Source organism: Pseudoalteromonas sp. PPB1, assembly GCF_015356275.1.
Classification (GTDB): domain Bacteria; phylum Pseudomonadota; class Gammaproteobacteria; order Enterobacterales; family Alteromonadaceae; genus Pseudoalteromonas; species Pseudoalteromonas rubra_D.
This window is the reverse complement of sequence record NZ_JACEQV010000001.1, coordinates 277250-301547: the sequence shown is the minus strand read 5'-3', so window position 1 is coordinate 301547 and position 24298 is coordinate 277250. Positions and strand designations below refer to the sequence as shown.

Below are 24298 nucleotides of genomic sequence, written 5' to 3'. Positions count from 1 at the left end.
TTAAATTGTCTTCATTATACTCGATTAGATTGGCTGAAAGCGAGGCTGTGCTTATGATGGGCGATACACGTCAACTGCAAATTAAAGATGTTTACTCTAATAACCTGCTGTGTTGTGACTACACAACGCGTTTGTATGATGCGTTGAGTTTGATGCGTGAGCGGCGGGTCAGTTCGATATTTATTGAGCAGGACGGCAAAATCGTCGGGATTTGGACAGAGTCAGACTGTGTCAGTCTGGATTTTGAGCACACTGGTCTGGCACAGACTGCCATTGGTAATATTATGAACTCACCTGTACATGATATTTTGATCAGTCAGACGCTGAGTGAAGCCACTATCAAGTTTCACCAGCTGGGGATCCGTCACCTTTTGGTAAAAGACGCCCATAATCAACCGCTGGGTGTAGTGTCTCTGTCTGATATTGTGCGCAATCAGGGGCTGGACCACTATCTGCACTTTCGCCCCATAGAAGATCATTTCGAGTCACAGATCAGCACCCTGGATGCCCAAGCCTGTATTTCCGAAGCGATTCACGCGATGCGCCGGGACAAGACCACCGCAGTGCTGGTATATAACCAGGCATTGGCTGAGTATGGCATTATCACCCAACGGGATGTGGCCTATGTGATCCTGAATCAGGACTGGCGTATGCCCTGCTGGGAATTGGCCAGCTATCCGATGGAATCCATGACCCCCAAAGACAGTCTGTTCGATGCTTACCGTCTGATGACGGCACGTTCTATTCGTCATCTGGTGATCCGTGAACCTGGCTCTGGTGCTGTAATGGGCTTACTGGCTTTGAAGAATGTGCTGACAGAAATAGAAACCGCTTATTGTAGTGAGCTGGAGAAAGTGCTGGCTCAGCGGGACTTGGCATTGCAAAAGTCGGAAAAAAACCTCTATTTGGCTAACCGCATTATCGACGCCTCACTCGATGGCATTATGATCACCCGGGCCAATGGCGAAATCATCCAAATCAACCCTGCGTTCAGCGCGTTGACGGGGTATCAGGACTATGAGGTACTGGGTAAAAACCCCAGCCTGCTGAGTTCGGGTGTCCATGGTCAGGATTATTATGAAAGGATGTGGTCGGAATTGTCGCATAAGGGGGTTTGGCAGGGAGAGATCTGTAATAAGCGTAAAAGTGGCGAAGTGTATGTCGAGTGGCTGACCATCATTGAAATCAATGAACCCTACAGTGATGATGTGCTCTATGCCGCCATTTTCAGTGACATCACCGAACGTAAAAATGCGGAAGAGAAAATTGCCCGACTGGCGTATTTTGATGAACTCACAGGGTTGCCTAATCGCCGGCTATTTTACGACAGGTTGTCTATGGCGCTAGCCTCGGCGCAGCGAGATAAACACAAACTCAGCGTGATGTTCATAGATTTAGATCGCTTTAAGGAGGTCAATGACACCTTAGGTCACAGTGCCGGGGATAAACTGCTCAGCCAGGTTAGTGAGCGGATAAAAGCCATTCTTAAGCCAGGAGACACACTGGCCCGTCTGGGCGGGGATGAGTTTGTTGTGCTGCTTACCGAAGTCGAGCATATGGAAGATGTGGTGGGCTTTGCCGATCAGGTACTCAGTGAGCTCAGTGTGCCCTTTGCGTTGGGTGAGCTAAATGTGGCGGCGACGGCATCACTGGGGGCGGCAATCTACCCTGAGGATGGCCTGGACAGCGAAAGCCTGCTCAAGCATGCTGATGTGGCCATGTACCGCTCTAAAGAATTGGGACGCAATTCTTTCCAGCTGTATAAAGCATCGATGAATGCGCGCTCGCTTGAACGCTTGTCTATGTTGAGTCGCTTTCAAAGCGCCCTCGAAGGCGGCGAGTTTGAACTCCATTATCAGCCATTGCGTTGCCTGACGAGCGGTCGGATCATGAGTGTAGAGTGTTTGCTGCGCTGGCAAGACCCAAACCTGGGCACCATCTCGCCAGCCCAATTCATTCCGCTGGCAGAAGAGCTCGGTTTGATTGTGAAATTGGATCAGTGGGTGATCAACGAAGCCTGTCGACAAATGACTCAATGGTTGAATGAAGGGCTGGATATGCGTCGCATCGCGATTAATATTTCTGCCAGCCACCTCAGTCAGGGAGATCTTGTGATGACCATGGCCAAAGCGCTGGAACAGCATAATCTGGATGGTCATTATGTCGAGCTGGAGCTGACCGAGACCAGCTTCGTTAGCAATTTGCATGATGCTAAGGTGATGCTTAACAAGCTGAAAAGTCTGGGGGTCTCGATTGCGCTTGATGATTTTGGCACTGGGTATTCGGCGCTGAGTTACCTGACTAAGCTGCCCATCGACATACTGAAAATCGATGCCAGTTTCATCGCCAAAATACCAGATGAATATGGCAACAGTGAGATTGTGACGGCGATTGTTGCGATGGCCAAAGCACTGAACTTACATGTGGTGGCGGAAGGGGTTGAGAAATCCGTGCAGCAGAAGTTTTTGCAAAAGCTGGGTTGCCACACGATGCAGGGATATCACTATTGTCGGCCTCTGCCTCAGTCAGACTGGCTGAACTTTTACCGTTCCGAGCGGGGGGTGAGTGAGTTCTCTCCCCCGCAACGTCGGGTGAGCGGCCGCTAAATGGCCGCGCACGAGCTAGTTCAGACTCACCGAGACTTCGTATGAGGTGAACTTGCGGATATTGATCACACCCGTGTCGAAGAGCAGATACTGGCCTTTAATACCTTGTAGTATGCCACTGACTACGGGCTCTTTATCAAAGTTAAAAGAGCTGATCTTGCTTGGATAGTCGGTTACCGGGAAGTTCAGGTCTACCACGTCTTCATCGAGTCGCTCAATCGCGGTGGCACCAAACAGTTCAGCCAGCTCATCCAGCTTAGCCTGGATCTGTGGGATCAGCTCTGCCGCGGATGCTTTAAGGTCCAGTTCTGGATTAATGCCTTTGAGCATATTGCGCCAATTGGTTTTATCAGCAATAAATTCCGCGAGCGCTACTTCTACCAGGCCCGATTGCAACCGGGTCTGCACTTTGAAGATGGGGACTGCCTGCGTGGCGCCCTGATCTATCCAGCGTGTCGGGATTTGGGTATGACGGGTGATCCCCACTTTCAGGCCTGAGGTGTTTGCCAGGTATACGTAGTGCGGGATCATACAATGTGTTTCGCCCCATTCTGGCTCACGGCAGGTGCCCTGATCATAATGACAGGTCTCTGGCTTCATGATACACATGTCGCAACTCGCCAGTTTTTTCATACACACAAAGCAGTGGCCCTGAGAGTAACTCTTCTTGGTTTTCTTACCACAATTACAGCAGAAAATGTTGCCACTAAATGTGAGCGTCAGACGCTTGCCAATCAGCTCGTTCAATGGCAACAGATCGTCGCCCACAGGCAGCTGATAGTTTATGGTTGGTGCTGATGCACAATTCAATTGTGCCTGCATCTTACGTAGAGTACCTTGCATCTTTACGCCCCTAAAGATGGTTGAAATAGGCGATCCTAGCAAAGCGTGACACAGAGGTGAAGAAAGAGGGAGAAATAAAAAACCGGGTCACAGACCCGGTTTTGCGTTATGTGCTTTATTGCTCGCGTGCAATGGCACGGTAGGCGATGTCAGTACGGTATTCGACACCGTCCCAGTTAATCTCCTGTACCAGTGCATACGCGCGCTTTTGTGCTTCTGTGACTGTGTGACCCAGCGCAGTAGCACACAGGACACGGCCACCAGCTGTCACGACGGCGTCACCATCTTGCTTAGTGCCTGCATGGAAGACTTTTTCACCTTCCGGATAGGTAACACGTAAACCAGAGATAGCATCGCCTTTCGGATAGCTGGCTGGATAACCCTTGGCTGCCAACACCACACCCACTGCGGCGCGAGGATCAAACTGAATTTCAGTCTGGTCCAGCTCTTGTCGGTTAGCCGCTTCAATCAGGGTCACCAGATCAGATTGCAGACGCAGCATGATAGGTTGCGTTTCCGGATCGCCAAAGCGACAGTTGTATTCGATCACTTTTGGCGTGCCATCAGCTGCAATCATCAGACCTGCATACAGGAAGCCCGTGTAAGGGTGGCCTTCTGCCGCCATGCCTTCAACGGTAGGTGTGATCACCTCATCCATAATGCGCTGGTGGATCTCTGCGGTTACAACCGGAGCTGGCGAGTATGCGCCCATGCCGCCCGTATTCGGACCTTCGTCGCCATTATAAGCGCGCTTGTGGTCCTGACTGGTGGCGAATGGTAAAACGTTCTTGCCATCAACCATCACGATGAATGAGGCTTCCTCACCTTCGAGGAACTCCTCGATCACAACGCGGCTACCAGCGTCACCAAATGCATTGCCCGCCAGCATATCACGAATGGCGTCTTCAGCTTCGGCTTCAGTCATTGCCACGATCACGCCTTTACCGGCAGCCAGGCCATCTGCTTTTACAACGATTGGTGCGCCTTGTGCTTTAACATAAGCCAAAGCAGGCTCAATTTCTTCAAAGGTCTGATAAGCTGCCGTTGGGATCTGGTGGCGAGCTAAAAAGTCCTTAGTGAATGACTTAGAGCCTTCTAATTGAGCTGCCCCCTGAGTTGGGCCAAAAATGGCCAGACCCGCTTCACGGAAGCGGTCAACGACGCCGATCACCAGTGGTGCTTCGGGGCCAACAATCGTGAGCTCAACTTTGTTGTCCTGGGCAAAAGCAAGCAGGGCATCGATGTCTTCAACACCAATGGCCACATTTTGCAGTTTTGGCTCAAGGGCCGTGCCTGCGTTGCCTGGGGCAACAAATACAGTTTTTACAGATGGGTTTTGCGCAGCCTTGAACGCCAGTGCGTGTTCACGGCCGCCGCTGCCAATGACAAGTATATTCATGGCAATTGATTCCTATTAAAGCTTTTTGAATTTCAGGGTCATTCGATCGCTTTCCCCGATGGCCTTGTACTGCTCGGCCTTTTCATCACCCAAAGCTAAACGTGGTGGTAAAGTCCACACACCTTTCGGGTGGTTGGCGCTGTCCAACGGGTTGGCGTTGATTTCACTGCTTGCAACTAATTCGAATCCAGCTTGTTTAGCCAGGTTGATGACATAGTTTTGCTTCATATAACCAGAACGTTTCTGGTCTTCATCATCACGGTGTTCAGGTAAACGGTGCGCAACAACGCCCAATGTACCGCCTGGTTTCAGCGCTTTATTGAAAGCCTGGAAAGCAGCCAGCACACCCTCGTCACCCTGACGCATGTACCAGTTATGAACGCTACGGAAGATCAGTACCATGTCAGCGCTACCTGCAGGGGCAATATCAACGTGTGTGCCTGGTGCAAACTCGGTGATTTTGACTTCACTAAAGCGTGCATCTTCAGCGACTTTTTTCTTGAAGCCGTCCAGAGAGCGTTTGAAGTAACCTTCACTGTTTTCCGGGAAGTGTGCTGCGTAGTAAGTCCCCTGGCCCTTAACAACCGGTGCCAGAATTTCACTGTACCAGCCACCACCTGGGGCAATTTCAACAACGGTCATGTTTGGCTGAAGGCCAAAAAATGCCAGTGTTTGCTCCGGGTGACGATACTGGTCGCGTGCACGGTTCTCAGCCTTACGTTCAGCGCTTGCCACTGCTGAGCTAAGCTCGCTGGACGCACCGCTTTCAGACGTGCTGTTACAGCCACTCAGGGCGGTCAAAATACCTGCTGCGATGATAGATTTAATGGCAAATTTCATAGTCAGTTCCTTCACTGTCATTATTGTGATTGTCTTTCACTCACAATACTGGAAATTAGCGCAAACAAAAAGCGCGAAACGGTGAAGGTTTCGCGCTCATCGATTAGTGACGGAAATGACGCATGCCAGTGAAGACCATGGCCATGCCCGCTTCGTCGGCTGCAGCAATGACTTCTTCATCGCGCATTGAGCCGCCAGGCTGGATCACCGCAGTGATACCAGCTTCCGCTGCGGCATCGATACCGTCGCGGAACGGGAAGAAGGCATCAGAGGCCATAACAGAGCCTTTGACTTCCAGGTTTTCATCGGCGGCTTTGATACCAGCGATCTTCGCAGAGTAAACACGGCTCATCTGGCCAGCACCCACACCTATGGTCATGCCATCGCGTGCATAAACGATTGCATTCGACTTAACGAATTTAGCTACTTTCCAGCAGAACATCAGATCTTTCAGCTCTTGCTCGGTTGGCTGGCGCTTAGACACGACTTTCAAATCGCTCGCCTGAACCATGCCCTGATCGCGATCCTGAATGAGAACACCACCATTGACACGCTTGATGTCAACGCCGGTTGTTGCCGTTTGCCATTCACCACATTCTAGCAAACGTACGTTCTTCTTCGCTGCCACAATTTGTGCCGCAGCGTCAGAGATTTTAGGGGCAATGATCACTTCAACGAACTGGCGTGCAATGATGGCTTCAGCCGTATCGGCGTCCAGCTCGCGGTTGAAAGCAATGATGCCGCCAAATGCAGACGTCGGATCGGTTTTGAAGGCACGGTCATAGGCGCTCAGGATGTCTTTATCTTCCGCAACGCCACATGGGTTCGCATGTTTAACGATCACACAGGCCGGTTCTGAGAAGCTTTTTACACACTCCAGGGCCGCATCGGTATCTGCGATGTTGTTGTACGACAGTGCTTTACCCTGAATTTGTTTCGCTGTCGCCACAGACGCTTCTTCAATGTCGTTTTCAACATAGAAGGCTGCGTCCTGATGCGAGTTTTCACCGTAGCGCATATCCTGCTTTTTAGTGAACTGCATATTGATGGTGCGTGGGAACTTAGTGTCTTCGGCTGCTTCTTCGGTATAGTCTGGGACCATTTTACCGAAGTAGTTCGCGATCATGCCATCATACTGAGCTGTGTGCTCATAAGCAGCTATCGCCAGGTCAAAGCGCGTTTTGTACTCAGTTGAGCCATTATTCGCTTTCATCTCGTTAATAACGCGGTCGTAGTCAGCTGCATTCACAACAATGGTCACATCTTTGTGGTTCTTCGCAGCAGCGCGAACCATAGTTGGACCGCCGATGTCGATGTTCTCAATGGCATCTTCCAGTGAGCAGTCAGCTTTTGCAACGGTTTGTGCAAAGGGGTATAAGTTGACTACGACCATATCAATGGCTGAGATGTTGTTGTCTGCCATCACGCCTTCGTCCTGGCCGCGACGTGCAAGAATACCACCGTGGATTTTCGGGTGTAGGGTTTTGACCCGGCCGTCCATGATTTCCGGGTGACCGGTATGGTCAGATACTTCAGTAACAGGAATGCCGTTCTCGGCGATGAGTTTACAGGTGCCGCCAGTTGACAGGAGTTCAACGCCTTGCTCACTCAGAGCGCGGGCAAATTCAACGATACCGGTTTTGTCTGATACGCTTAGCAGCGCGCGACGAATTGGACGATGTATATCCATGATGGTTCAGGTTTCCTCAATGATAAGTTAAGGGCTAGCTTAGAAGTGCTGTATTTTAGCCTAACTTGGCTCAGAAAACGATTGAAAATGCGTGAGTGAGATTGAGAAAAACGGGGTTGCTTTTGGCTGTTTGTCATTTATTGCGGATGAATGTTCGGGTTACGACAATAATTGCATGACAAAAGTGATGTAAACAAAAAAGCACCCGAAGGTGCTTTTTTTGTTTGGCTATGAACTGATTAGTTCATACCGTACTTTTTCAGTTTCTTACGCAGAGTACCACGGTTGATACCCAGTAAGATTGCAGCACGAGTCTGGTTACCACGTGTGTAAGTCATTACTTCTTCAAGTAGTGGTGCTTCAAGCTCAGAAAGAACCAACTCATAAACGTCTTGTACGTCCTGACCGTTAAGCTGTTTCAGGTAGTGGTGTACAGCTTTTTTCACTGCATCGCGAAGTGGTTGCGGTTTCTCTTGTGACTGAACATGAGCGTTAGTGATAAATGGAGAAGTCACATTTTGTTCGAACATCTTTATGTCTCTTTCTTAGTTAGCTGCTAGTGTTTCAAAATAGTGTTCTAATGTCTCGACTTGCGCATTGGCATCATCCAGAGCATTGAATACTCGCCTAAATTGACCTTCTTGGTCATGGGCCTGCAAATACCAGGACACATGTTTGCGTGCGATGCGTACACCCATTGGCATACCGTAGAACTGATGGAGGTTTGTCAAATGCTCCATCAAAATGCTTCGCACCTCGGATAATTCCGGCGCTGCAAGCGTTTCTCCAGTACGCAAATAATGGTCAATCTCCCGGAAAATCCAGGGGCGACCTTGGGCTGCTCGACCAATCATGATGGCATCTGCGCCCGTATATTCCAGAACCTGCTTGGCCTTTTGCGGAGAGTCAATATCTCCATTAGCCACCACAGGAATGCCAACCGCTGCCTTAATCGCCTTGATCGTGGCATATTCAGCATCGCCTTTATACATACATGCACGGGTGCGCCCATGTACGGCCAAAGACGCAATGCCATTGCGCTCAGCAATGCGGGCAATCTCAATACCGTTGCGATTTTCCGGGTCCCATCCTGTACGGATTTTAAGAGTGACAGGGACGTCGACTGCGTTGACCACCGCCTGAACTATCTCTTCCACTAGTTCCGGATATTGCAATAGTGCTGAGCCTGCCAGCTTTTTATTCACTTTCTTAGCGGGGCAGCCCATATTGATATCTATGATCTGCGCGCCATTACTGACATTGAACTGAGCGGCTTGTGCCATCAATTCAGGATCGGCTCCGGCAATTTGCACGGAACGAATACCCGATTCACCGCTGTGATCCATGCGGTTCATTGATTTATCGGTTTTCCATACCTTCGGATTTGAAGACAACATTTCTGACACCGCCAGTCCGGCACCTAAACGCCGACACAATTGTCTGAAAGGCCTGTCGGTGATCCCCGCCATTGGCGCGACCATTAAGTTGTTTTCAAGTTGGTAAGGACCAATACGCACTGCTGTTCAATCCGCCTCTTTTCAAGGGGCGCTAAGTTTACGGTTTTTTTTGCAAAAATCAAAGGCTATAAATTGAACATAAGTGCTTTTTTTTTGAGCTTGATGGGTTGACTTTTTATAACAAACTGACTGAAGGCCATAATTGTTTTAAAATTAACCGTTTTACATTTCAATGAGGTGGGTATAACGCTGTAAAAAATGCGTAAAGCCTGTTAACTAAGGGCTTTACGCGTGATAAGGCACTAACCTTTTTTTCCGCTCACTCGGGTCCATTCACCTTCCTGCGCAATGGCATCCAGGGCAAGGAAAGGGGCATAGACATCGGCAACAGATTGCGCCTGCTCATCCAGGATCCCTGACATGGCAATTTCACCGCCTGGTTTAAGAAAACCGAGGATCACTTCGTGAAGCTCTCTGAGGGGCTGAGCGAGGATATTTGCAACTACGATATCTGCAGAAAACTCAGGCTGGTTCTCTGGCAGATAGACTTCCAGCTGCTCGGCTACGCCATTACGAGTGGCATTATCACGACTGGCAACCAGTGCCTGTGGATCGATATCGATGCCGATCACGCGCTCTGCACCCAATTTTATTGCCGCGATCCCAAGGATCCCGGAGCCACAGCCGAAATCGACGACAGTTTTGCCACTCAGGTCCTGCTGCTCTAGCCATTTCAGGCACAGCGCAGTGGTTGCATGGGTGCCTGTTCCAAATGCTAGTCCAGGATCAAGTAAGACATTCACTGCGTTCGGATCGGGTACATCACGCCAACTGGGGCAGATCCATAAACGCTCGCCGAATTTGATCGGGTGGAAGTTGTCCATCCACTCTCGTTCCCAGTCTTTGTCTTCCAGCTGTTCCAGTTTGTACTTAAGCGGCACATCACTGGCCGTCTTTAAATAGTCCACAACCGCTTGCATGTCGTGATTTGCTTCAAATAAACCAATTACTATGGTTTGTGGCCATAACAATACTTCGCCGGGCTTAGGCTCATATATGGGATTGTTTTGTCCGTCTATATACGTCACGGACGGACAGCCGATTTCCATGAGCAAATCGCTGTAATGGTCGGCGCTGGTTTTGTCGGCATCAATGCGGATCTGGATCCAAGCCATAGTTGTTACCTATTTATAAATCGGGTCTTGAGACCTGTGAGTAAACTAAAAAGGCCGCAAATGCGGCCTTTAATGATTTTGAATGGGCGCTTAGCCTTTGACATCCAGGAAGCTCTTCAGCAAATCAGAGCGCGATGGATGGCGCAGCTTTCGGAGCGCTTTGGCTTCAATCTGACGAATACGCTCACGTGTAACGTCAAACTGTTTACCAACTTCTTCCAGCGTATGGTCGGTATTCATATCGATACCAAAACGCATGCGCAGTACTTTTGCTTCACGAGCCGTCAGGCCAGCAAGCACCTCATTGGTGGCGCCGCGCAGGCTTTCCATTGTGGCTGAATCCACCGGCGATTCAATCGTGGTGTCTTCGATGAAATCACCCAGATGCGAATCTTCATCATCACCGATTGGGGTTTCCATGGAGATTGGCTCTTTGGCAATTTTCAGCACTTTGCGGATCTTGTCTTCTGGCATCATCATGCGCTCTGCCAGCTCTTCCGGACTCGGCTCACGACCCATTTCCTGTAGCATCTGACGCGAAATACGATTCAACTTGTTGATCGTTTCAATCATATGTACTGGAATACGGATTGTACGTGCTTGGTCCGCAATAGAGCGGGTGATTGCCTGACGGATCCACCACGTCGCATAAGTAGAGAACTTATAACCACGACGGTATTCAAACTTATCAACGGCTTTCATCAGACCAATGTTACCTTCCTGGATCAGATCCAGGAATTGCAGACCACGGTTGGTGTATTTCTTGGCAATTGAAATAACCAGACGTAAGTTGGCTTCAACCATTTCTTTTTTCGCACGACGGGCTTTAGCCTCACCAATGCTCATACGACGGTTGATGTCTTTGATACGTTCAATGCTCAGGCCTGTGCTTTCTTCAATGGCCGTTAGCTTGTTCACACAGCGCTCGATCTCTGGCTTAACTTGTGCCAGCTTAGCTGAGTGTTTGTCACCTGCGGCAATTTCTGCATCGACCCAGGCCATATCGGTTTCATTGTTGGCGAAGTGCTTGATGAAGGTTTTCTTCGGCAGTTTCGCTATCTGGCAAGCTTGCTTCATGATGATACGTTCTTGTACGCGAACGCGATCCATCATGTCACGCATGTTATTTACCATGCGGTCAAATTGCTTTGGTACCAGCTTGAACTTACGGAATAACTCGCCAATTTCGGCGATCGCAGCTTGTGAATCCGGATGCGCACGGCCTTTTACTTCAAAACACTTACGTGCATTGTTGTACAGGGTTCTTAATTCTTCGAAGTGCTCGCGCGCAATTTCAGGGTCTGGGCCAGTATCAGCGTCTTCCGAATCGTCATCGTCTTCATCGCCATCATCATCTTCATCGTCGAGATCTTCTTCGCTCAGCTCTGAACCGATGTGCGTTGCTGAAATGGGGGCTTCGTCGTCTTCCAACGAATCAAAGAAACCAGATACGATGTCGCTCAGGCGCATCTCCTCGGCTTCGTACTTGTCCCATTGTTCCAGCAGGTAAGTAATGGCTTCAGGATACTCGGCAACCGAGATCTGAACCTGATTAATCCCTTCTTCAATGCGTTTAGCGATGAGAATTTCGCCTTCACGCGTCAGCAGTTCAACCGTGCCCATTTCACGCATATACATACGCACTGGATCTGTGGTTCTGCCGATTTCTTTTTCTACCGTTGCCAATGCGGCAGCCGCTGCTTCGGCTGCATCCTCGTCGGTCGTGGTTTCCTGCATCATCAGTTCATCGGCATCGGGTGCAGATTCTGCTACCTGGATACCCATATCATTGATCATGCTAATGATATCTTCTACTTGATCCGAATCTATGATGTCTTGTGGAAGGTGATCGTTAACTTCTGCAAAAGTTAAGTAACCTTGCTCTTTACCTTTCTGAATCAGAAGTTTGAGTTGTGACTGAGGAGATTGATCCATAGAGATTATTGCTTCCACTCTGATAAAGTTGTTACAACGGGCGTCAGCTAAAAACCACACTATTTTGGTTGACGCAGTGAATAGAACATTATAACAGCAAAAATTAATTTTGACCAGTTCTTCGCGCACCTAACGCTTGAGTCAGGAGCGCGCATTCCAGTCGTTCATCGCTGTTTAAACCTTCTGTTTTGTCTTTTATTAATAAGGTCTCAAGGCGCAAATTTAAACACTGATCTTCAATAAACTGAAAAGTGTTTTTAAATTCATCAATAAGCTTTTCTTCATCAATGTTATGTTGCCAGGTTGCCAATTTATTGAGTGCCGAATATTCAGGCGTGTCCCTAAAAGCTTCAAGGATATGTGCCGTTGTATAATCAGGTCGTGATAAACAGGTGGCCTGTAAAGTCAGGAACAAGCGCATACCGGGTAAAGGGAGTTCTGCCAGATCCGGTAAGTGTTCGACAACCGACGCCAGACCTGGATGCTGTAGCAACAGACCAATCGCCCTGCGCATTGGCGTGACTTTAAATTTACGTTCAATGGCATGCTGTTTTCGCGGTGTCGCCAGCTTGGCACTCAGTTGCTCGCGGGTACGACCGATCAGGCGCGCTAGAGTTGTCAGTAAAGACTCCTGATAATACTCACTGGGTACTTTTTCTATCAGTGGCAGTGCTTCACTGAGTAACTTGGCTTTACCGGCATCAGTCGTTAAATCACATTGTTCTGACAGCCGGGCAAAGAGCACTTTGTCATAGTCTTGTGCGTCAGACAGGCGCTGTTCAAAGGCTTCTTTACCTTCCTTTTGTACCAAGGAGTCGGGGTCTTCACCATCGGGCAGAAAGACAAAGCGCAATGACTTGCCATCTTTTAAATTGGGCAGCGCATGCTCCAGTGCACGCCAGGCAGCATCTTTACCAGCTCTGTCACCATCATAGCAACAAATGACGTCATCTGTGTTACGAAATAAGGTCTGCATATGTTCGGCTGTGGTCGCTGTGCCCAATGCAGCTACGGCATAGTCGATGCCATATTCAGAGAGGGCGACGACGTCCATATAGCCTTCGACTATCAGTACCTGTGCGAGCTGACGATGCGCTTGTTTGGCTTCATAAAAGCCATATAACTCAAAGCTCTTATGAAAGATCCGTGTTTCCGGTGAGTTAAGATATTTAGGGCCCTGATCTTGCCCCATGATACGACCACCGAAGGCGATCACCCTGCCGCGCTTATCACGAATAGGGAACATCAGCCGGTCGCGGAAAAAGTCGAACTGGCGGCCAGGTGATTTCTCTGTTGCGAGTTTTAACTCAACCAGTTGCTGGCGTTGTGCCGGGTTGCGCGCTAGGGTGCGAATGAGCTGATCCCACTCAGGCGGTGCAAAGCCAATCTGAAATTTATCAATGGTTTGCTGTGACAGGCCACGCCCGGTGACGTAGGCTTTAACCTCCGCTGATTTCTGATGTTGATTAAGCTGCTGCTGATAGTAACGCGCAGTTTGCTGCATCAGATCGTAATCGGACTTTTTCTCTTCAAAGCTTCTTTGTGGTCCGCCCAGGCCTTGTTCTCTGGGGATTTCCAGGCTGAACTGACCCGCTAATTCTTCAATGGCATCGACGAATTCGAGCTTGTCGTATTCCATTAAAAATGAAATGGCATTGCCATTCGCACCACAGCCAAAACAGTGATAGAACTGCTTATCACGAGAGACGGTGAAAGAGGGGGTTTTCTCGTTATGAAAAGGGCAACAGGCCTGATAATCTTTGCCGGCTTTTTTCAGACCGATACGGTTATCGATTAATTCAACGATGTCGGTTCTGGCCAACAGGTCGTCGATAAATTGTCTTGGGATTTTTCCTGCCATTTTTACCCTATCGCTTAGACGAAGAAACCGAGCGCGAGGCTCGGTTTACTTATAATCATACTTGATGCGGGGCTTATGCGCTAAGTTTCTGTTTAATTAAACCTGAAACTTTACCCATATCGGCACGACCTTCAGCTTTTGCTTTGATCACGCCCATTACTTTGCCCATATCCTGCATACCAGCGGCGCCGGTATCGGCGATTGCAGACTCGATCAAGCTTGATATCTCTTCTTCGCTCAAAGGTTGAGGTAAGAAGGACTCAAGCACTATGATCTCACCCGCTTCTACGTCCGCTAAATCTTCGCGGCCAGCGTCTTTATACTGAGTATAAGAATCGCGGCGTTGCTTTACCAGCTTCACTAAAACGGAGGTAATACCTGCGTCGTCCAGTGTGGTCTGGTTGTCGATTTCTCGTTGCTTAACTTCAGCAAGGGCAGCACGAATAGCAATAAGACGAGGTTTGTCTTTGGCTTTCATTGCCGCTTTTTGCGCGTCTTTTAACGTAGCTAACAGGCTCATATGCAAGACTCGCAGCGATTAGTATAATTTAACGCGACGTGCGTTTTCGCGAGAAAGCTTTTTCATGTGACGCTTAACAGCAGCCGCTTTCTTACGCTTACGCTCAGCTGTTGGCTTTTCATAGTGCTCGCGACGACGAACTTCTGAAAGGATACCTGCTTTTTCACATGAACGCTTGAAACGACGAAGTGCTACGTCAAACGGTTCGTTCTCTCTTACTTTAATTACTGGCATTAAAAATTCACCTACCTAATTAGTGAGCTTTGCTCTAACCGACCAAAAAACGGTCAATTGGTTCAAAAATGGTGCGGTATTGTAAGCCGAAGCATCACCGCATGTAAAGACCAAATTATAGTTAAAATTGCACCAGCTGTCATGCCACAGCCCCGAAGTCGCGGTCAACATGAGCATTCATACTAAACTGTCCATTAATTCAGCAAGTTAGTGTAAATGCAGAATTGATTAAGTGCGTTGGTAGAGACGACAACAAACCTGTCCGGCTTGTTTTTCTTTCAAAATGGCCCAGTTCTCGGGAAATGTGGGCGTACTCTCACGCTCAAACTCGACATAAATGAGGGCATTTTCACTTAGCCACTGATTGGCTTCCAGCAAAGCACAGCAGGATTGCACCATGTCGCGTCTGAACGGTGGGTCAACAAATACCAGTTCAAACGGTTGTGCCGCTGGGGTAGCCAGTTTAATCAGGGTATCGCCCTGTTCGACCCTGGCATTGTCAACCTTGAGGGTATCGGCGTTGTGTTGCAGCTGTTGTGCAACCTGCTTATCAAATTCGAAGAAGGTGGCGCTGTGAGCAAACCGTGACAATGCCTCAAAGCCCAAGCTACCAGAGCCCGCAAAGCAGTCTAGGACCTTGGCGTCTCTGACATCCTGCATCAGCCAGTTAAATACGGTTTCTTTGACTCGGTCGGTGGTTGGTCTGAGCCCTTCAACGTTTTTTACGGGCAATTTGCGGCCTCGGAATCGCCCACTGATCAATCGGATATGCCCTGACACCGGCTTTTTAGACTGCTGCTTTCTCATTTTTTATCAACTAAGCACAAAAGATAGCGTTCAGTATACCGCATCGGGTGAGGTGCATAGCAAGGTTTATTGCGATGCCATGCTTTTATCAGGCAGATATCACTAAGCTGTGATTTTTCATCCTATTGGAACATGTTACACTGTCGCCCCAGTAATGATAGAGCTTGTTATCAGCCATTTACCTGGCCTGTCAGGTTTTCTTACAGAGCGCGGCCAGTGCATTTGGAGTATCTGCGCAAACAAGTTCTCACTAATTTGATTGCACACTAAAACGGTATTTAGCGAGTTATGGGTAAAAAGAACAAAATTCTATCCTGGTTAGGATTTGGAAAATCAGATAAAAAGCAGCAAGAAGCTGAACGAGAAGCCGCTCGCTTGGCCGAAGAGCAGGCTCAGCGAGAAGAAGCCGAGCGATTAGCTAAAGAGCAGGCAGAGCGTGAAGAAGCCGAGCGTTTAGCTAAAGAACAGGCAAAGCGTGAAGAAGCTGAGCGTTTAGCTAAAGAACAGGCAGAGCGTGAAGAAGCTGAGCGTTTAGCCAAAGAAAAGGCAGAACGTGAAGAAGCTGAGCGTTTAGCTAAAGAGCAGGCAGAGCGTGAAGAAGCTGAGCGTCAGGCTCAGGAACAAGAAAAACCGAAGAAGAAAGGTTTTTTTGCTCGTCTGAAGCAGGGCTTGCTGAAGACTAAGACCAACATAGGTTCCGGCTTTGCCAATATTTTCCGTGGTAAAAAGATTGACGATGAGCTATTCGAAGATCTTGAAACCCAGCTATTAACAGCTGACATTGGTGTCGAGACAACCATGAAGCTGATAGATAACCTGACTGATGCAGCGGACCGCAAACAGCTCAAAGACGGTGAAGCGCTGTATGACCTGATGAAGCAGGAAATGGCAGATATCCTGAAGGATGCAGAAAAGCCGCTTGAGATCCCGACCAATAAAAAACCATTTGTCATTTTGATGGTGGGTGTGAATGGGGTTGGTAAGACTACGACAATCGGTAAAATGGCGAAGCAGTTCCAGGCTCAGGGCAAGTCTGTGATGCTGGCAGCAGGTGATACCTTCCGTGCTGCGGCGGTGGAGCAGCTGCAAGTGTGGGGTGAGCGTAACGATATACCGGTCATTGCCCAGCATACCGGTGCAGACAGTGCATCAGTTGTATTTGATGCCTTTCAGGCAGCTCAGGCACGAGACGTTGATGTCTTGATAGCAGATACGGCAGGTCGACTGCAGAATAAAGATAACCTGATGCAGGAGCTTGAAAAAATAGCGCGCGTTATGAAAAAGCTGGATCCGGATGCACCACATGAAGTGATGCTTACCATAGACGCTGGTACGGGCCAAAATGCGATTAGTCAGGTGAAACTATTTGATCAAGCTGTGGGTCTGACTGGCATCACCTTGACTAAGCTGGATGGTACCGCCAAGGGTGGGGTGATCTTTGCGGTTGCAGATCAATTCAAGATGCCTATCCGCTATATTGGTGTAGGTGAAAGTATTGACGATCTGAGAACCTTTAAGAGCGATGACTTTATCGAAGCACTGTTCAGTCAGGATAATTAAGTCTGGCAGACAGGTGCTGCTCTGATCCCGCTTGTCGGGATCGGGTAAAGTGGAAGCAGTAAAATAATACAGGGCAGGCAATGATCAAGTTTGAGCAAGTCAGTAAAACCTACCCCGGTGGACATCGGGCGCTGGAAAAGGTCAGTTTTGAGCTTACGAAAGGTGAGCTGGCGTTTCTGACTGGTCACAGTGGCGCGGGTAAGAGTACCCTGCTGAAGTTGATCAGCTTGATGGAACGCCCCTCAGCCGGGCGTGTCGCCATCAATGGTGTCGATCTGAATCAAATTAAAAATAGCCAGGTGCCGTATATTCGTCGCGACATTGGCATTATTTTTCAAAATCACCGCCTGCTGGAGCGCTATAACGTTTTTGACAATGTAGCATTGCCATTGGTTATTGAGGGTACCCATCATAAACATATGACCAAGCGAGTACATGCGGCACTCGACAAGGTCGGTTTGTTAGACAAAGTAAAGTGTCAGCCGAGTACTTTGTCTGGCGGTGAACAGCAGCGCGTGGGGATCGCCCGCGCAATTGTCAATTCTCCCCCTTTATTACTGGCAGATGAGCCAACCGGTAACCTGGATCCGGAATTGTCGATGGAAATACTCAAATTGTTTGAGGACTTTAACCGTCATGGCACCTCAGTACTGATTGCCACACACGATCTTGGTCTGATTGCACGGATGAAATACCGCAGTCTGACACTGGACCATGGCCGTTTAATTCAGGATCCGCTGCTGGGCACTTCGCTGCCGGGAGACGCGCTATGAGTCTATTGTTTAAAGGTCGCGGTACGCAAAACGACAAACAAAGCAAATCGGTGATCCTGAAGTGTTACTTCTTCATTATTACCATACTGCGTCAGGGCGTACACAGCTTAGGTGAAATGTGGCGCACCCCATTAGCGTCGATGATGACCATTTTGGTGTTGGGTCTGAGTCTTACGTTACCCACCACACTCTATGTGGTGGTTAAGAATGTGCAGAAAGTCAGTAGCGGTTTTCAGGAAGCTGCTGAGATTTCTTTGTTTGTCAAAGATAGCGTCAGTGAGCAGGCAACACAGACTTTGGTAAAGCGACTGGCACTTTACCCTGAAATTGACACTGTCAGCTTTATTGGCAAGGATAAAGCGCTGGAAGAGTTCAAATCCATTTCCGGGTTTGGTCAGGCGTTGGATTATCTCGAAGAAAACCCATTGCCCAGCGTTGTTCTGGTGACTCCGACAGTTCGTCATCGTAGCGCACAGGCAGCTAACGCTCTGCTAAATAAACTCGAGCAGGAAAGGGAAATTGAGTTTGGCAAACTAGATATTGAATGGCTTGAACGCCTGAATGCCTTGCTCAGCTTGCTTAAAGAAAGTGTGATCACCATCGGTTTACTGCTGCTTAGTGCAGTAGTTCTTATTATTGGTAACACCATTCGCCTGTCTATTATGGATAAGAAAGAAGAGATCCAGGTGCTCAAGCTCGTTGGGGCGACCAATACATTTATTCATACGCCGTTTTTATGGACCGGGATCTGGTATGGGATCATTGGTGGTTTGATTGCTTTTATTTGTGTCATGTTGATGCTTTGGTGGCTGGAGTCAGCCGTTGCCCTGGTGGTGGGTGTGTATCAAAGTAACTTTGTACTGCAGGGGCTCTCTGGTTCAGAGTTGCTGTGTCTGCTATTGCTGGCCGTGGCATTGGGCTTTGTTGGGTCTTTCTTATCGGTAAGAAAGTACATCAAAGATATCGAGCCGGACAAGGTGTAGAACTGCCCGCCGTTTTATTGGCCAAGAGAGTGCTAACGGGCGAATGTCTTAGCACTCTCCATAGGGCAAATTAGCACTGTCAGATATCGCAGCTGGCATTATCTGAATATCCGCTTACCATAAGTACTTTTCCATAAAATAAAATCCCATTTAAAATCAAGGGTTTAATTGTTAATTAAAGTGTAATAATAAAAAGCTTGATCTTTTAGGGGAAAAAGTAGTAGATTGCATTTAGCACTCTAAGGTAAAGAGTGCTAAAATTGGCAAAACGAATTATCACTGAGGTGAAAAATGAGTAAAGACATATATGCGATGGCACTGACCGCTGGGCAACAAAGCGCGAGTATAGAGGGCTACCTACAATCGGTAAGTTCTATTCCGATGCTGGACGCTGAGCAGGAAAAAGCGCTGGCAACCCGCCTGCATGAGGATGGGGATTTGCACGCAGCTAAGCAGCTCATTATCTCTCATTTGAGATTTGTCGCACATATTGCCAAAAGTTACTCTGGTTATGGTTTACCACAGGCAGATTTAATCCAGGAAGGCAATATTGGTCTGATGAAAGCAGTAAAGCGTTTTGATCCGACAGTTGGTGTGCGCCTGGTGTCGTTTGCAGTACACTGGATCAAAGCCGAAATTCATGAATACGTGTTAAAGAACTGGCGTATCGTTAAAGTTGCCACGACTAAAGCGCAACGTAAGCTATTCTTCAACCTGCGTAAAAATAAGAAACGCCTGGGTTGGTTTAATCAGGAAGAGATCACCACAGTTGCAAATGAGCTGGGTGTGAGTGAAAAAGAAGTACGTGAAATGGAATCACGAATGAGCGGCCAGGACATGGGCTTCGACTTAACTGCGGATGACGATGATAACAGTCCAAGCAGCAGTTTCTCTCCGGTTCAATATCTGACAGATGCAAGCAGTGATGTTGCAGAGGTCATTGAAGAGGAGCAGTGGCAGGAACAGTCTCAAAATCGTCTCATCGCCGCAATGAAGACGCTAGATGAACGTTCTCAGGATATTGTTGCTGCACGCTGGCTGTCCGAAGATAAGGCCACCTTACAAGACCTGGCGGATAAATATCAGGTTTCAGCAGAGCGAGTTCGTCAGCTAGAAAAATCGGCGATGAAAAAGTTACAGGCAGCAATGAGCTAATCGCTTAAGCTAGGTGAATAAATTTTAAGATGCCGCTCATGTTAGCGGCATTTTTTATGGCTGTAACAAAATTGAGCTTACAAGTGTAAGCCTATTTGATTATAATGCGCCGACTTGATAATAGGAGTCTCTATTTTGTTAGCTGTAGTTCGAATTCTGGCAATGGCGCTGTTTATCATCCTCAGTTGTCTGGCTGGCCTGACATTGAGCCTGATCCGCCCTTTCCATGCTAATAACGTGCACGTGGTCGCTTCCTGGTTTGGTAAGATGTCGCGTGTGATCGGGGTTAAGCTCGAGATCTCAATCGATCCCGGTGCGAAAGATTTGGGCCCGGCAATGTACATTGCCAATCACCAGAATAATTATGATTTATTTACCTTACCAGCTGTGGTGCCGCACAATACAGTGAGTATGGGTAAGAAAAGTCTGAAGTGGGTACCTTTTTTCGGCCAATTATATTGGTTATCCGGTAATATCCTGATCGACAGGGCGAATCGTACTAAAGCGGTGAACACCCTGGACAAATCCATTGCAAAAATTAAGCAACGAGGGATGTCATTGTGGATGTTCCCGGAAGGAACGCGTAGCTATGGCAGAGGTTTACTGCCGTTTAAGACCGGTGCGTTTCATACAGCCCTGAGTGCTGATGTGCCCGTTGTCCCTGTCTGTATGAACAGTACGGCTGGCCAGATTAAACTCAATCGCTGGAATAATGGGACGGTATACATAGATATTCTGGCACCAATCAGTCTGGATAAAGACATACCAGCGCGTGAGCATGCCAAACAGATCCATGCTAAAATGGCAGCACATATTGCACATTTAGACGAAAAAGTGAGAGCAGCAAGTGGAAAATTGGCAAGAGATCAGTGAAGACATCGTTGATTCGTTGTTAGAAGATGGATCAAACCCAGATACCTTGTATGAGGTAGAACATCATTTTGTCAGCGAAGAGTTTGAAAAGCTGGAGCAGGCAGCACTGGCTGCATTTAAGCTTGGTTATGATGTTGAAGATCCGGCAGAACTTGAGCTGGAAGATGGCAGTAAAATCTGGGGCTTTGATGTTGTCGTTGAAGCTGAGCTGGATGCTGCAGTGATTATGGAAGATGTCACTAAGCTGGTTGAAATTGCCACGCATTGTGGTGTTGAGTACGATGGCTGGGGCACCTATTTCCAGGAGTAACCCCGCGCTGTGACATCAGGTCAGTGCCAAGGCCGCTCTGACCTGACACTTTTGTTCATAATCTCTCATTCTTTTTTCTTAAACTCACTCCAATGACTAGACAATTAAGTCTAGCCTATGCATATTAATGCAATTTACACTGCCGCCAGGCATCATGCGAGCGATATGCGAGTCACCCTCCCTATTGAAGAGTTAAAACCCGGCATGTTTGTGGACAGCGTTCATAAACAAAAGTCAGGCGCTGAAGTTAAGATTAAATCTCGGGGTATGGTTCGGGATGATGCGATCATTGCACGTCTTGCTGCGAATGGGGTGGTTGAGCTGAATATTGACTTTGCCCAAAGTGATATTCCAGTACCTGAAAAATACCAGCAACCTCAGGCAAAACCTGAAGTGGCTGAGGCTGAACCTGAAAAGCAGGCGATACAGCAAAAGCCGGATAAAACCACCAAACCTCCTCTCGTTAAAGAGAAAACCATTAGCCTGGAAGATGAATTTGCGAATGCAGCCAGGCAATTTGAACAGCACAATAAGCAATTGCAAATGCTGTATGGCAACCTGGCAGCTGGCATGCAAGTTGACATGACGCTGATTAATGACATCAGTCAGGAAATTGTTGGTTCGGTGCTGAGAAACACCAATGCGATGGCGATTTTAACGCGGATTAAGGATAAAGAAGGCTTTAATTGGCGGCATATGATCAATTGCGCCATTTTGGTGACTGTGTTTGCAAAGTACCTTGGCCTGGGAAAAAAGGTGATAGAACAAATGGCCATTGGTGCCATGCTTCATGATGTCGGGCATACCAAAATACCCCAGGGCATTATCGATAAGAGTGGTCCACTTAATAAGTTAGAAATGAAAACCATGCAACGCCATGTCGCACAGTCTTTGGGGCTGACGCGCGATGCACCGGGGATCACACCATTAATGCTGGATATGATAGTCAGCCATCATGAGCGCCTCGATGGCAGCGGTTACCCGCGCCGTTTGCAAGGCATGCAGATCAGTAAAGCTGCACGCATTATGGCCATTGTGGATGTGTACGAGGGCATGACTGCGGAACGTCCTCACCGTGATGGTGATGAACCTTTGGTTGCGTTACGTTATTTACTGGCCAATAAGGCACAGTTTGACCCTGTACTGGTACAACACTTCATTAAATGCATTGGTGTGCACCCGGTAGGTACCATAGTGAAACTCAGCAATGAGCGTCTGGCATTAGTTTTAGAAGGGAATCGTGGTGCGCCGACAGCACCTAAAGTGCGGGTGTTCTACAACACTAAGCATATGCACCATATTACGGCCAAAGACATTGATTTAAATGAGCAAGACAAAATCAAAATCGCGTCTACAGTCAGGCCACTGGACTATCAGATCAATTTATCCCGTCTGTTAAAAGATCATCTGCTTGCTTAAGTTTGCGTTTTTGCCACTGCGCAGATAGCAAAGCGCCGGCCAGGCAGCTGGCCATCATCAGGATCCACACTAACGTGCCTTTTTCGGTATGTAATGCCAGGCAGCTGCACACCAAAGCCAGCAGGGCGCTCAGTATCGCAGCCAGCCAGTAATGGTTGAGTGGGTTGTCGCATTGTCCGGCCCGCTTGCAAGCGCAGTAGTTAGCTTTGCACAGGCTGAATACGCTAAGTCCACAGAATGTCAGTGCACCGATCATCAATACTGCCAGCATAGACCTAATCTCCCTACAAGTGCCTCAATATCGCAAGGCGGTGAATGTGGCTAAGAGTATATGCGAATCAGTATCTCGATTCAATAGTAATGAGAATTAATATCATTTGGGTGTGTGAAGGTGAGGTTAGAGTAATTGCTTTTCATCTGATCTGATCTGTAAATAACTTGCTTAATATGCTTTAAAGTTGTTCGATTGAGTTGCTAAAAGTGCTTAAGTTGCGGATTTTTGCTTTTCTTTTCTGTACTGTGTGAGCAATTTTTTATTCTTGTGAATAACATTTGAGGTTGAGAATGAACACAGTACTACGCGCATTAATGGCGACAGGTTTGATGGTGGTGTCTTCACAGTCACTGGCCGCTGCATTTCAGTTGGCGGAACAAAACGTTTCTGGATTAGGTCGTGCTTACGCCGGTGAAGCAAGCGCTGCTGATGATGCATCCGTTGTTGCACGCAACCCGGCATTAATGAGTCAGTTTCAAGGGATCCAGGTGAGTGCTGCGGCCATGTATGTAGAACCGGATGTAAGCTTGCAAGGCACATCAACCAATAATGGTTTGCCGGCGAACTTGCTTGATGATGACAGCATTGCCCCCAGTGCCGTGGTACCAGCCGTGTTCATGACAGCACGCCTCAATGACCAGTGGTCTGTTGGTGCAGGTATGTACTCCCAATTTGGCTTGGCAACTGAGTTTGATAAGGATTACGCTGCGGGTCAGTTAGCAGGTGAGACTGAAATTGTGACCATCAATACTGGTGTCTCTGTGGCCTATGAAATTGATCCACAATGGACACTGGCATTGGGTCTGAACCATGTCTATGCCGATGCCAAAGTGATCCGTCATTTGGGTGCTAACCCTTTACAAGCGCCTGCCAGCACAGAGGTGGTTAATCTAGAAGGTGATGACAGTGGTTATGGCTGGAACCTGGGTTTGAGTTATCAGATTGATGAAGACAATCGCCTTGGTTTTCACTACCGCAGTGAAACGGACATTACCTTTGATGGCCATTTCAGCAACCAGTTGCCAGCGTCATTTGGCGGTACCAATGGCGTCGCGTTGCCTGGTACACTTGAGCTGACCTTACCTGCAATGGCCGAAATCTCAGGAACACATAAACTGACCGAGCCAATGACCTTACATTACAGTGTACTCTGGACAGGCTGGAATAGCTTCCAGGAGCTTGAAGCTCAAGTCGCAGGTACGCCGGTGTTTAACAAAAAGGAGCTGTTTGATAACTCATTACGCTTCTCTGTTGGTGGGGATTATCAATGGAGTACGTCATTGAAGTTGCGTGCAGGTCTGGCGTATGACAGTTCACCTGCCAATGAGTCGCATATGTCTATCTCAATCCCGGATACTGACCGGACCTGGTACTCGTTTGGTGCAGAGTATCAGCTGAGTGAGACTGCCAGTGTAGATTTTGGCTTGAGTATTTTGCGTGGTAAAACTCAGACCTTTGTTGAGAAAGATAGCCTGGGTAGCGAGTGGGGCTTTAAGTCTAAAGGTCATGCCACGGTTGTGGGCATTCAGTACAACCATAGCTTCTGACTTGAATAGAAAAAAGCGGCTTGAGAGCCGCTTTTTT

Annotated in this window: 21 protein-coding genes and 1 pseudogene; 9 read left to right on the top strand and 13 right to left on the bottom strand. The window is 48.1% G+C overall.

Annotated elements, in window-relative coordinates; genetic code table 11:
- Window positions 1-53: 53 nt before the first annotated feature.
- On the top strand, window positions 54-2606 hold the full coding sequence (locus tag IY568_RS01340; protein ID WP_194866593.1) for an EAL domain-containing protein: 2553 nt from the start codon (window positions 54-56) through the stop codon (window positions 2604-2606).
- Window positions 2607-2621: 15 nt separating this feature from the next.
- Here the strand turns inward: IY568_RS01340 and IY568_RS01335 are convergent, their stop codons facing one another.
- The 12 genes from IY568_RS01335 to rsmD form a co-directional block, all read right to left on the bottom strand.
- A complete protein-coding gene (locus tag IY568_RS01335) occupies window positions 2622-3449 on the bottom strand; it encodes a DUF2797 domain-containing protein (RefSeq protein WP_194866592.1) in 828 nt (275 codons plus the stop codon).
- 115 nt (window positions 3450-3564) lie between these two features.
- A complete protein-coding gene (gene purD, locus IY568_RS01330; protein WP_049865339.1) occupies window positions 3565-4848 on the bottom strand; it encodes a phosphoribosylamine--glycine ligase in 1284 nt (427 codons plus the stop codon).
- Between the two features lie 15 nt (window positions 4849-4863).
- Window positions 4864-5688: a class I SAM-dependent methyltransferase gene (locus tag IY568_RS01325; RefSeq protein ID WP_125558295.1), complete on the bottom strand. Its 825-nt coding sequence runs from the start codon at window positions 5686-5688 to the stop codon at window positions 4864-4866.
- A gap of 103 nt (window positions 5689-5791) precedes the next feature.
- Window positions 5792-7378, bottom strand: a complete 1587-nt coding sequence (gene purH, locus IY568_RS01320; RefSeq protein WP_194866591.1) for a bifunctional phosphoribosylaminoimidazolecarboxamide formyltransferase/IMP cyclohydrolase — start codon at window positions 7376-7378, stop codon at window positions 5792-5794.
- Between the two features lie 239 nt (window positions 7379-7617).
- Entirely contained in the window at window positions 7618-7908 is a 291-nt protein-coding gene (fis, locus tag IY568_RS01315; RefSeq protein WP_010374122.1) for a DNA-binding transcriptional regulator Fis, read from the bottom strand.
- Window positions 7909-7923: 15 nt separating this feature from the next.
- Complete coding sequence (gene dusB / locus IY568_RS01310; RefSeq protein ID WP_125558292.1) at window positions 7924-8895, bottom strand: tRNA dihydrouridine synthase DusB; 972 nt, start codon at window positions 8893-8895, stop codon at window positions 7924-7926.
- A 242-nt stretch (window positions 8896-9137) separates the two neighbouring features.
- A complete protein-coding gene (gene prmA, locus IY568_RS01305) occupies window positions 9138-10010 on the bottom strand; it encodes a 50S ribosomal protein L11 methyltransferase (RefSeq protein ID WP_125558290.1) in 873 nt (290 codons plus the stop codon).
- A 90-nt stretch (window positions 10011-10100) separates the two neighbouring features.
- Window positions 10101-11945 (bottom strand): RNA polymerase sigma factor RpoD, encoded by a 1845-nt coding sequence (rpoD, locus tag IY568_RS01300; protein WP_058797168.1) that lies wholly within the window; start codon window positions 11943-11945, stop codon window positions 10101-10103.
- 103 nt (window positions 11946-12048) lie between these two features.
- Window positions 12049-13806 carry a DNA primase gene (gene dnaG, locus IY568_RS01295; RefSeq protein ID WP_194866590.1) on the bottom strand — a complete coding sequence of 586 codons (1758 nt, stop codon included), beginning with the start codon at window positions 13804-13806 and terminating at the stop codon, window positions 12049-12051.
- Between the two features lie 73 nt (window positions 13807-13879).
- Entirely contained in the window at window positions 13880-14326 is a 447-nt protein-coding gene (locus IY568_RS01290) for a GatB/YqeY domain-containing protein (RefSeq protein ID WP_194866589.1), read from the bottom strand.
- Window positions 14327-14344: 18 nt separating this feature from the next.
- A complete protein-coding gene (gene rpsU / locus IY568_RS01285; protein WP_010362466.1) occupies window positions 14345-14560 on the bottom strand; it encodes a 30S ribosomal protein S21 in 216 nt (71 codons plus the stop codon).
- 228 nt (window positions 14561-14788) lie between these two features.
- On the bottom strand, window positions 14789-15367 hold the full coding sequence (gene rsmD / locus IY568_RS01280; protein ID WP_194866588.1) for a 16S rRNA (guanine(966)-N(2))-methyltransferase RsmD: 579 nt from the start codon (window positions 15365-15367) through the stop codon (window positions 14789-14791).
- A 348-nt stretch (window positions 15368-15715) separates the two neighbouring features.
- Between rsmD and ftsY the strand changes: the two are divergent.
- The 7 genes and pseudogenes from ftsY to IY568_RS01245 form a co-directional block, all read left to right on the top strand.
- Window positions 15716-16927, top strand: a pseudogene (gene ftsY, locus IY568_RS01275) (signal recognition particle-docking protein FtsY); the annotation flags it as partial.
- A gap of 80 nt (window positions 16928-17007) precedes the next feature.
- Window positions 17008-17700, top strand: a complete 693-nt coding sequence (gene ftsE / locus IY568_RS01270; RefSeq protein WP_194866586.1) for a cell division ATP-binding protein FtsE — start codon at window positions 17008-17010, stop codon at window positions 17698-17700.
- Window positions 17697-18683 carry a permease-like cell division protein FtsX gene (ftsX, locus tag IY568_RS01265; protein ID WP_194866585.1) on the top strand — a complete coding sequence of 329 codons (987 nt, stop codon included), beginning with the start codon at window positions 17697-17699 and terminating at the stop codon, window positions 18681-18683. Before ftsE ends, ftsX begins: the two co-directional genes overlap by 4 nt.
- 291 nt (window positions 18684-18974) lie before the next feature.
- The gene (rpoH, locus tag IY568_RS01260; RefSeq protein ID WP_010383230.1) at window positions 18975-19838 is read left to right on the top strand and encodes an RNA polymerase sigma factor RpoH; all 864 of its coding nucleotides are present in this window, start codon (window positions 18975-18977) and stop codon (window positions 19836-19838) included.
- 135 nt (window positions 19839-19973) lie between these two features.
- A complete protein-coding gene (locus tag IY568_RS01255) occupies window positions 19974-20711 on the top strand; it encodes a 1-acylglycerol-3-phosphate O-acyltransferase (protein ID WP_164517483.1) in 738 nt (245 codons plus the stop codon).
- Window positions 20686-21021 (top strand): ribonuclease E inhibitor RraB, encoded by a 336-nt coding sequence (rraB, locus tag IY568_RS01250; protein ID WP_010383227.1) that lies wholly within the window; start codon window positions 20686-20688, stop codon window positions 21019-21021. The genes IY568_RS01255 and rraB overlap by 26 nt, the downstream gene beginning before the upstream one ends.
- A 165-nt stretch (window positions 21022-21186) precedes the next feature.
- Window positions 21187-22440, top strand: coding sequence for an HD-GYP domain-containing protein (locus IY568_RS01245; protein ID WP_194866676.1), 1254 nt, complete (start codon window positions 21187-21189; stop codon window positions 22438-22440).
- On the opposite strand, the gene IY568_RS01240 is transcribed toward IY568_RS01245, so the two are convergent.
- Window positions 22400-22711, bottom strand: a complete 312-nt coding sequence (locus tag IY568_RS01240) for a hypothetical protein (protein WP_010383225.1) — start codon at window positions 22709-22711, stop codon at window positions 22400-22402. The genes IY568_RS01245 and IY568_RS01240 overlap by 41 nt on opposite strands.
- Window positions 22712-23004: 293 nt before the next feature.
- On the opposite strand from IY568_RS01240, the gene IY568_RS01235 reads away from it, so the two are divergent.
- Window positions 23005-24261, top strand: a complete 1257-nt coding sequence (locus IY568_RS01235) for an outer membrane protein transport protein (RefSeq protein WP_194866584.1) — start codon at window positions 23005-23007, stop codon at window positions 24259-24261.
- Window positions 24262-24298: the final 37 nt, after the last annotated feature.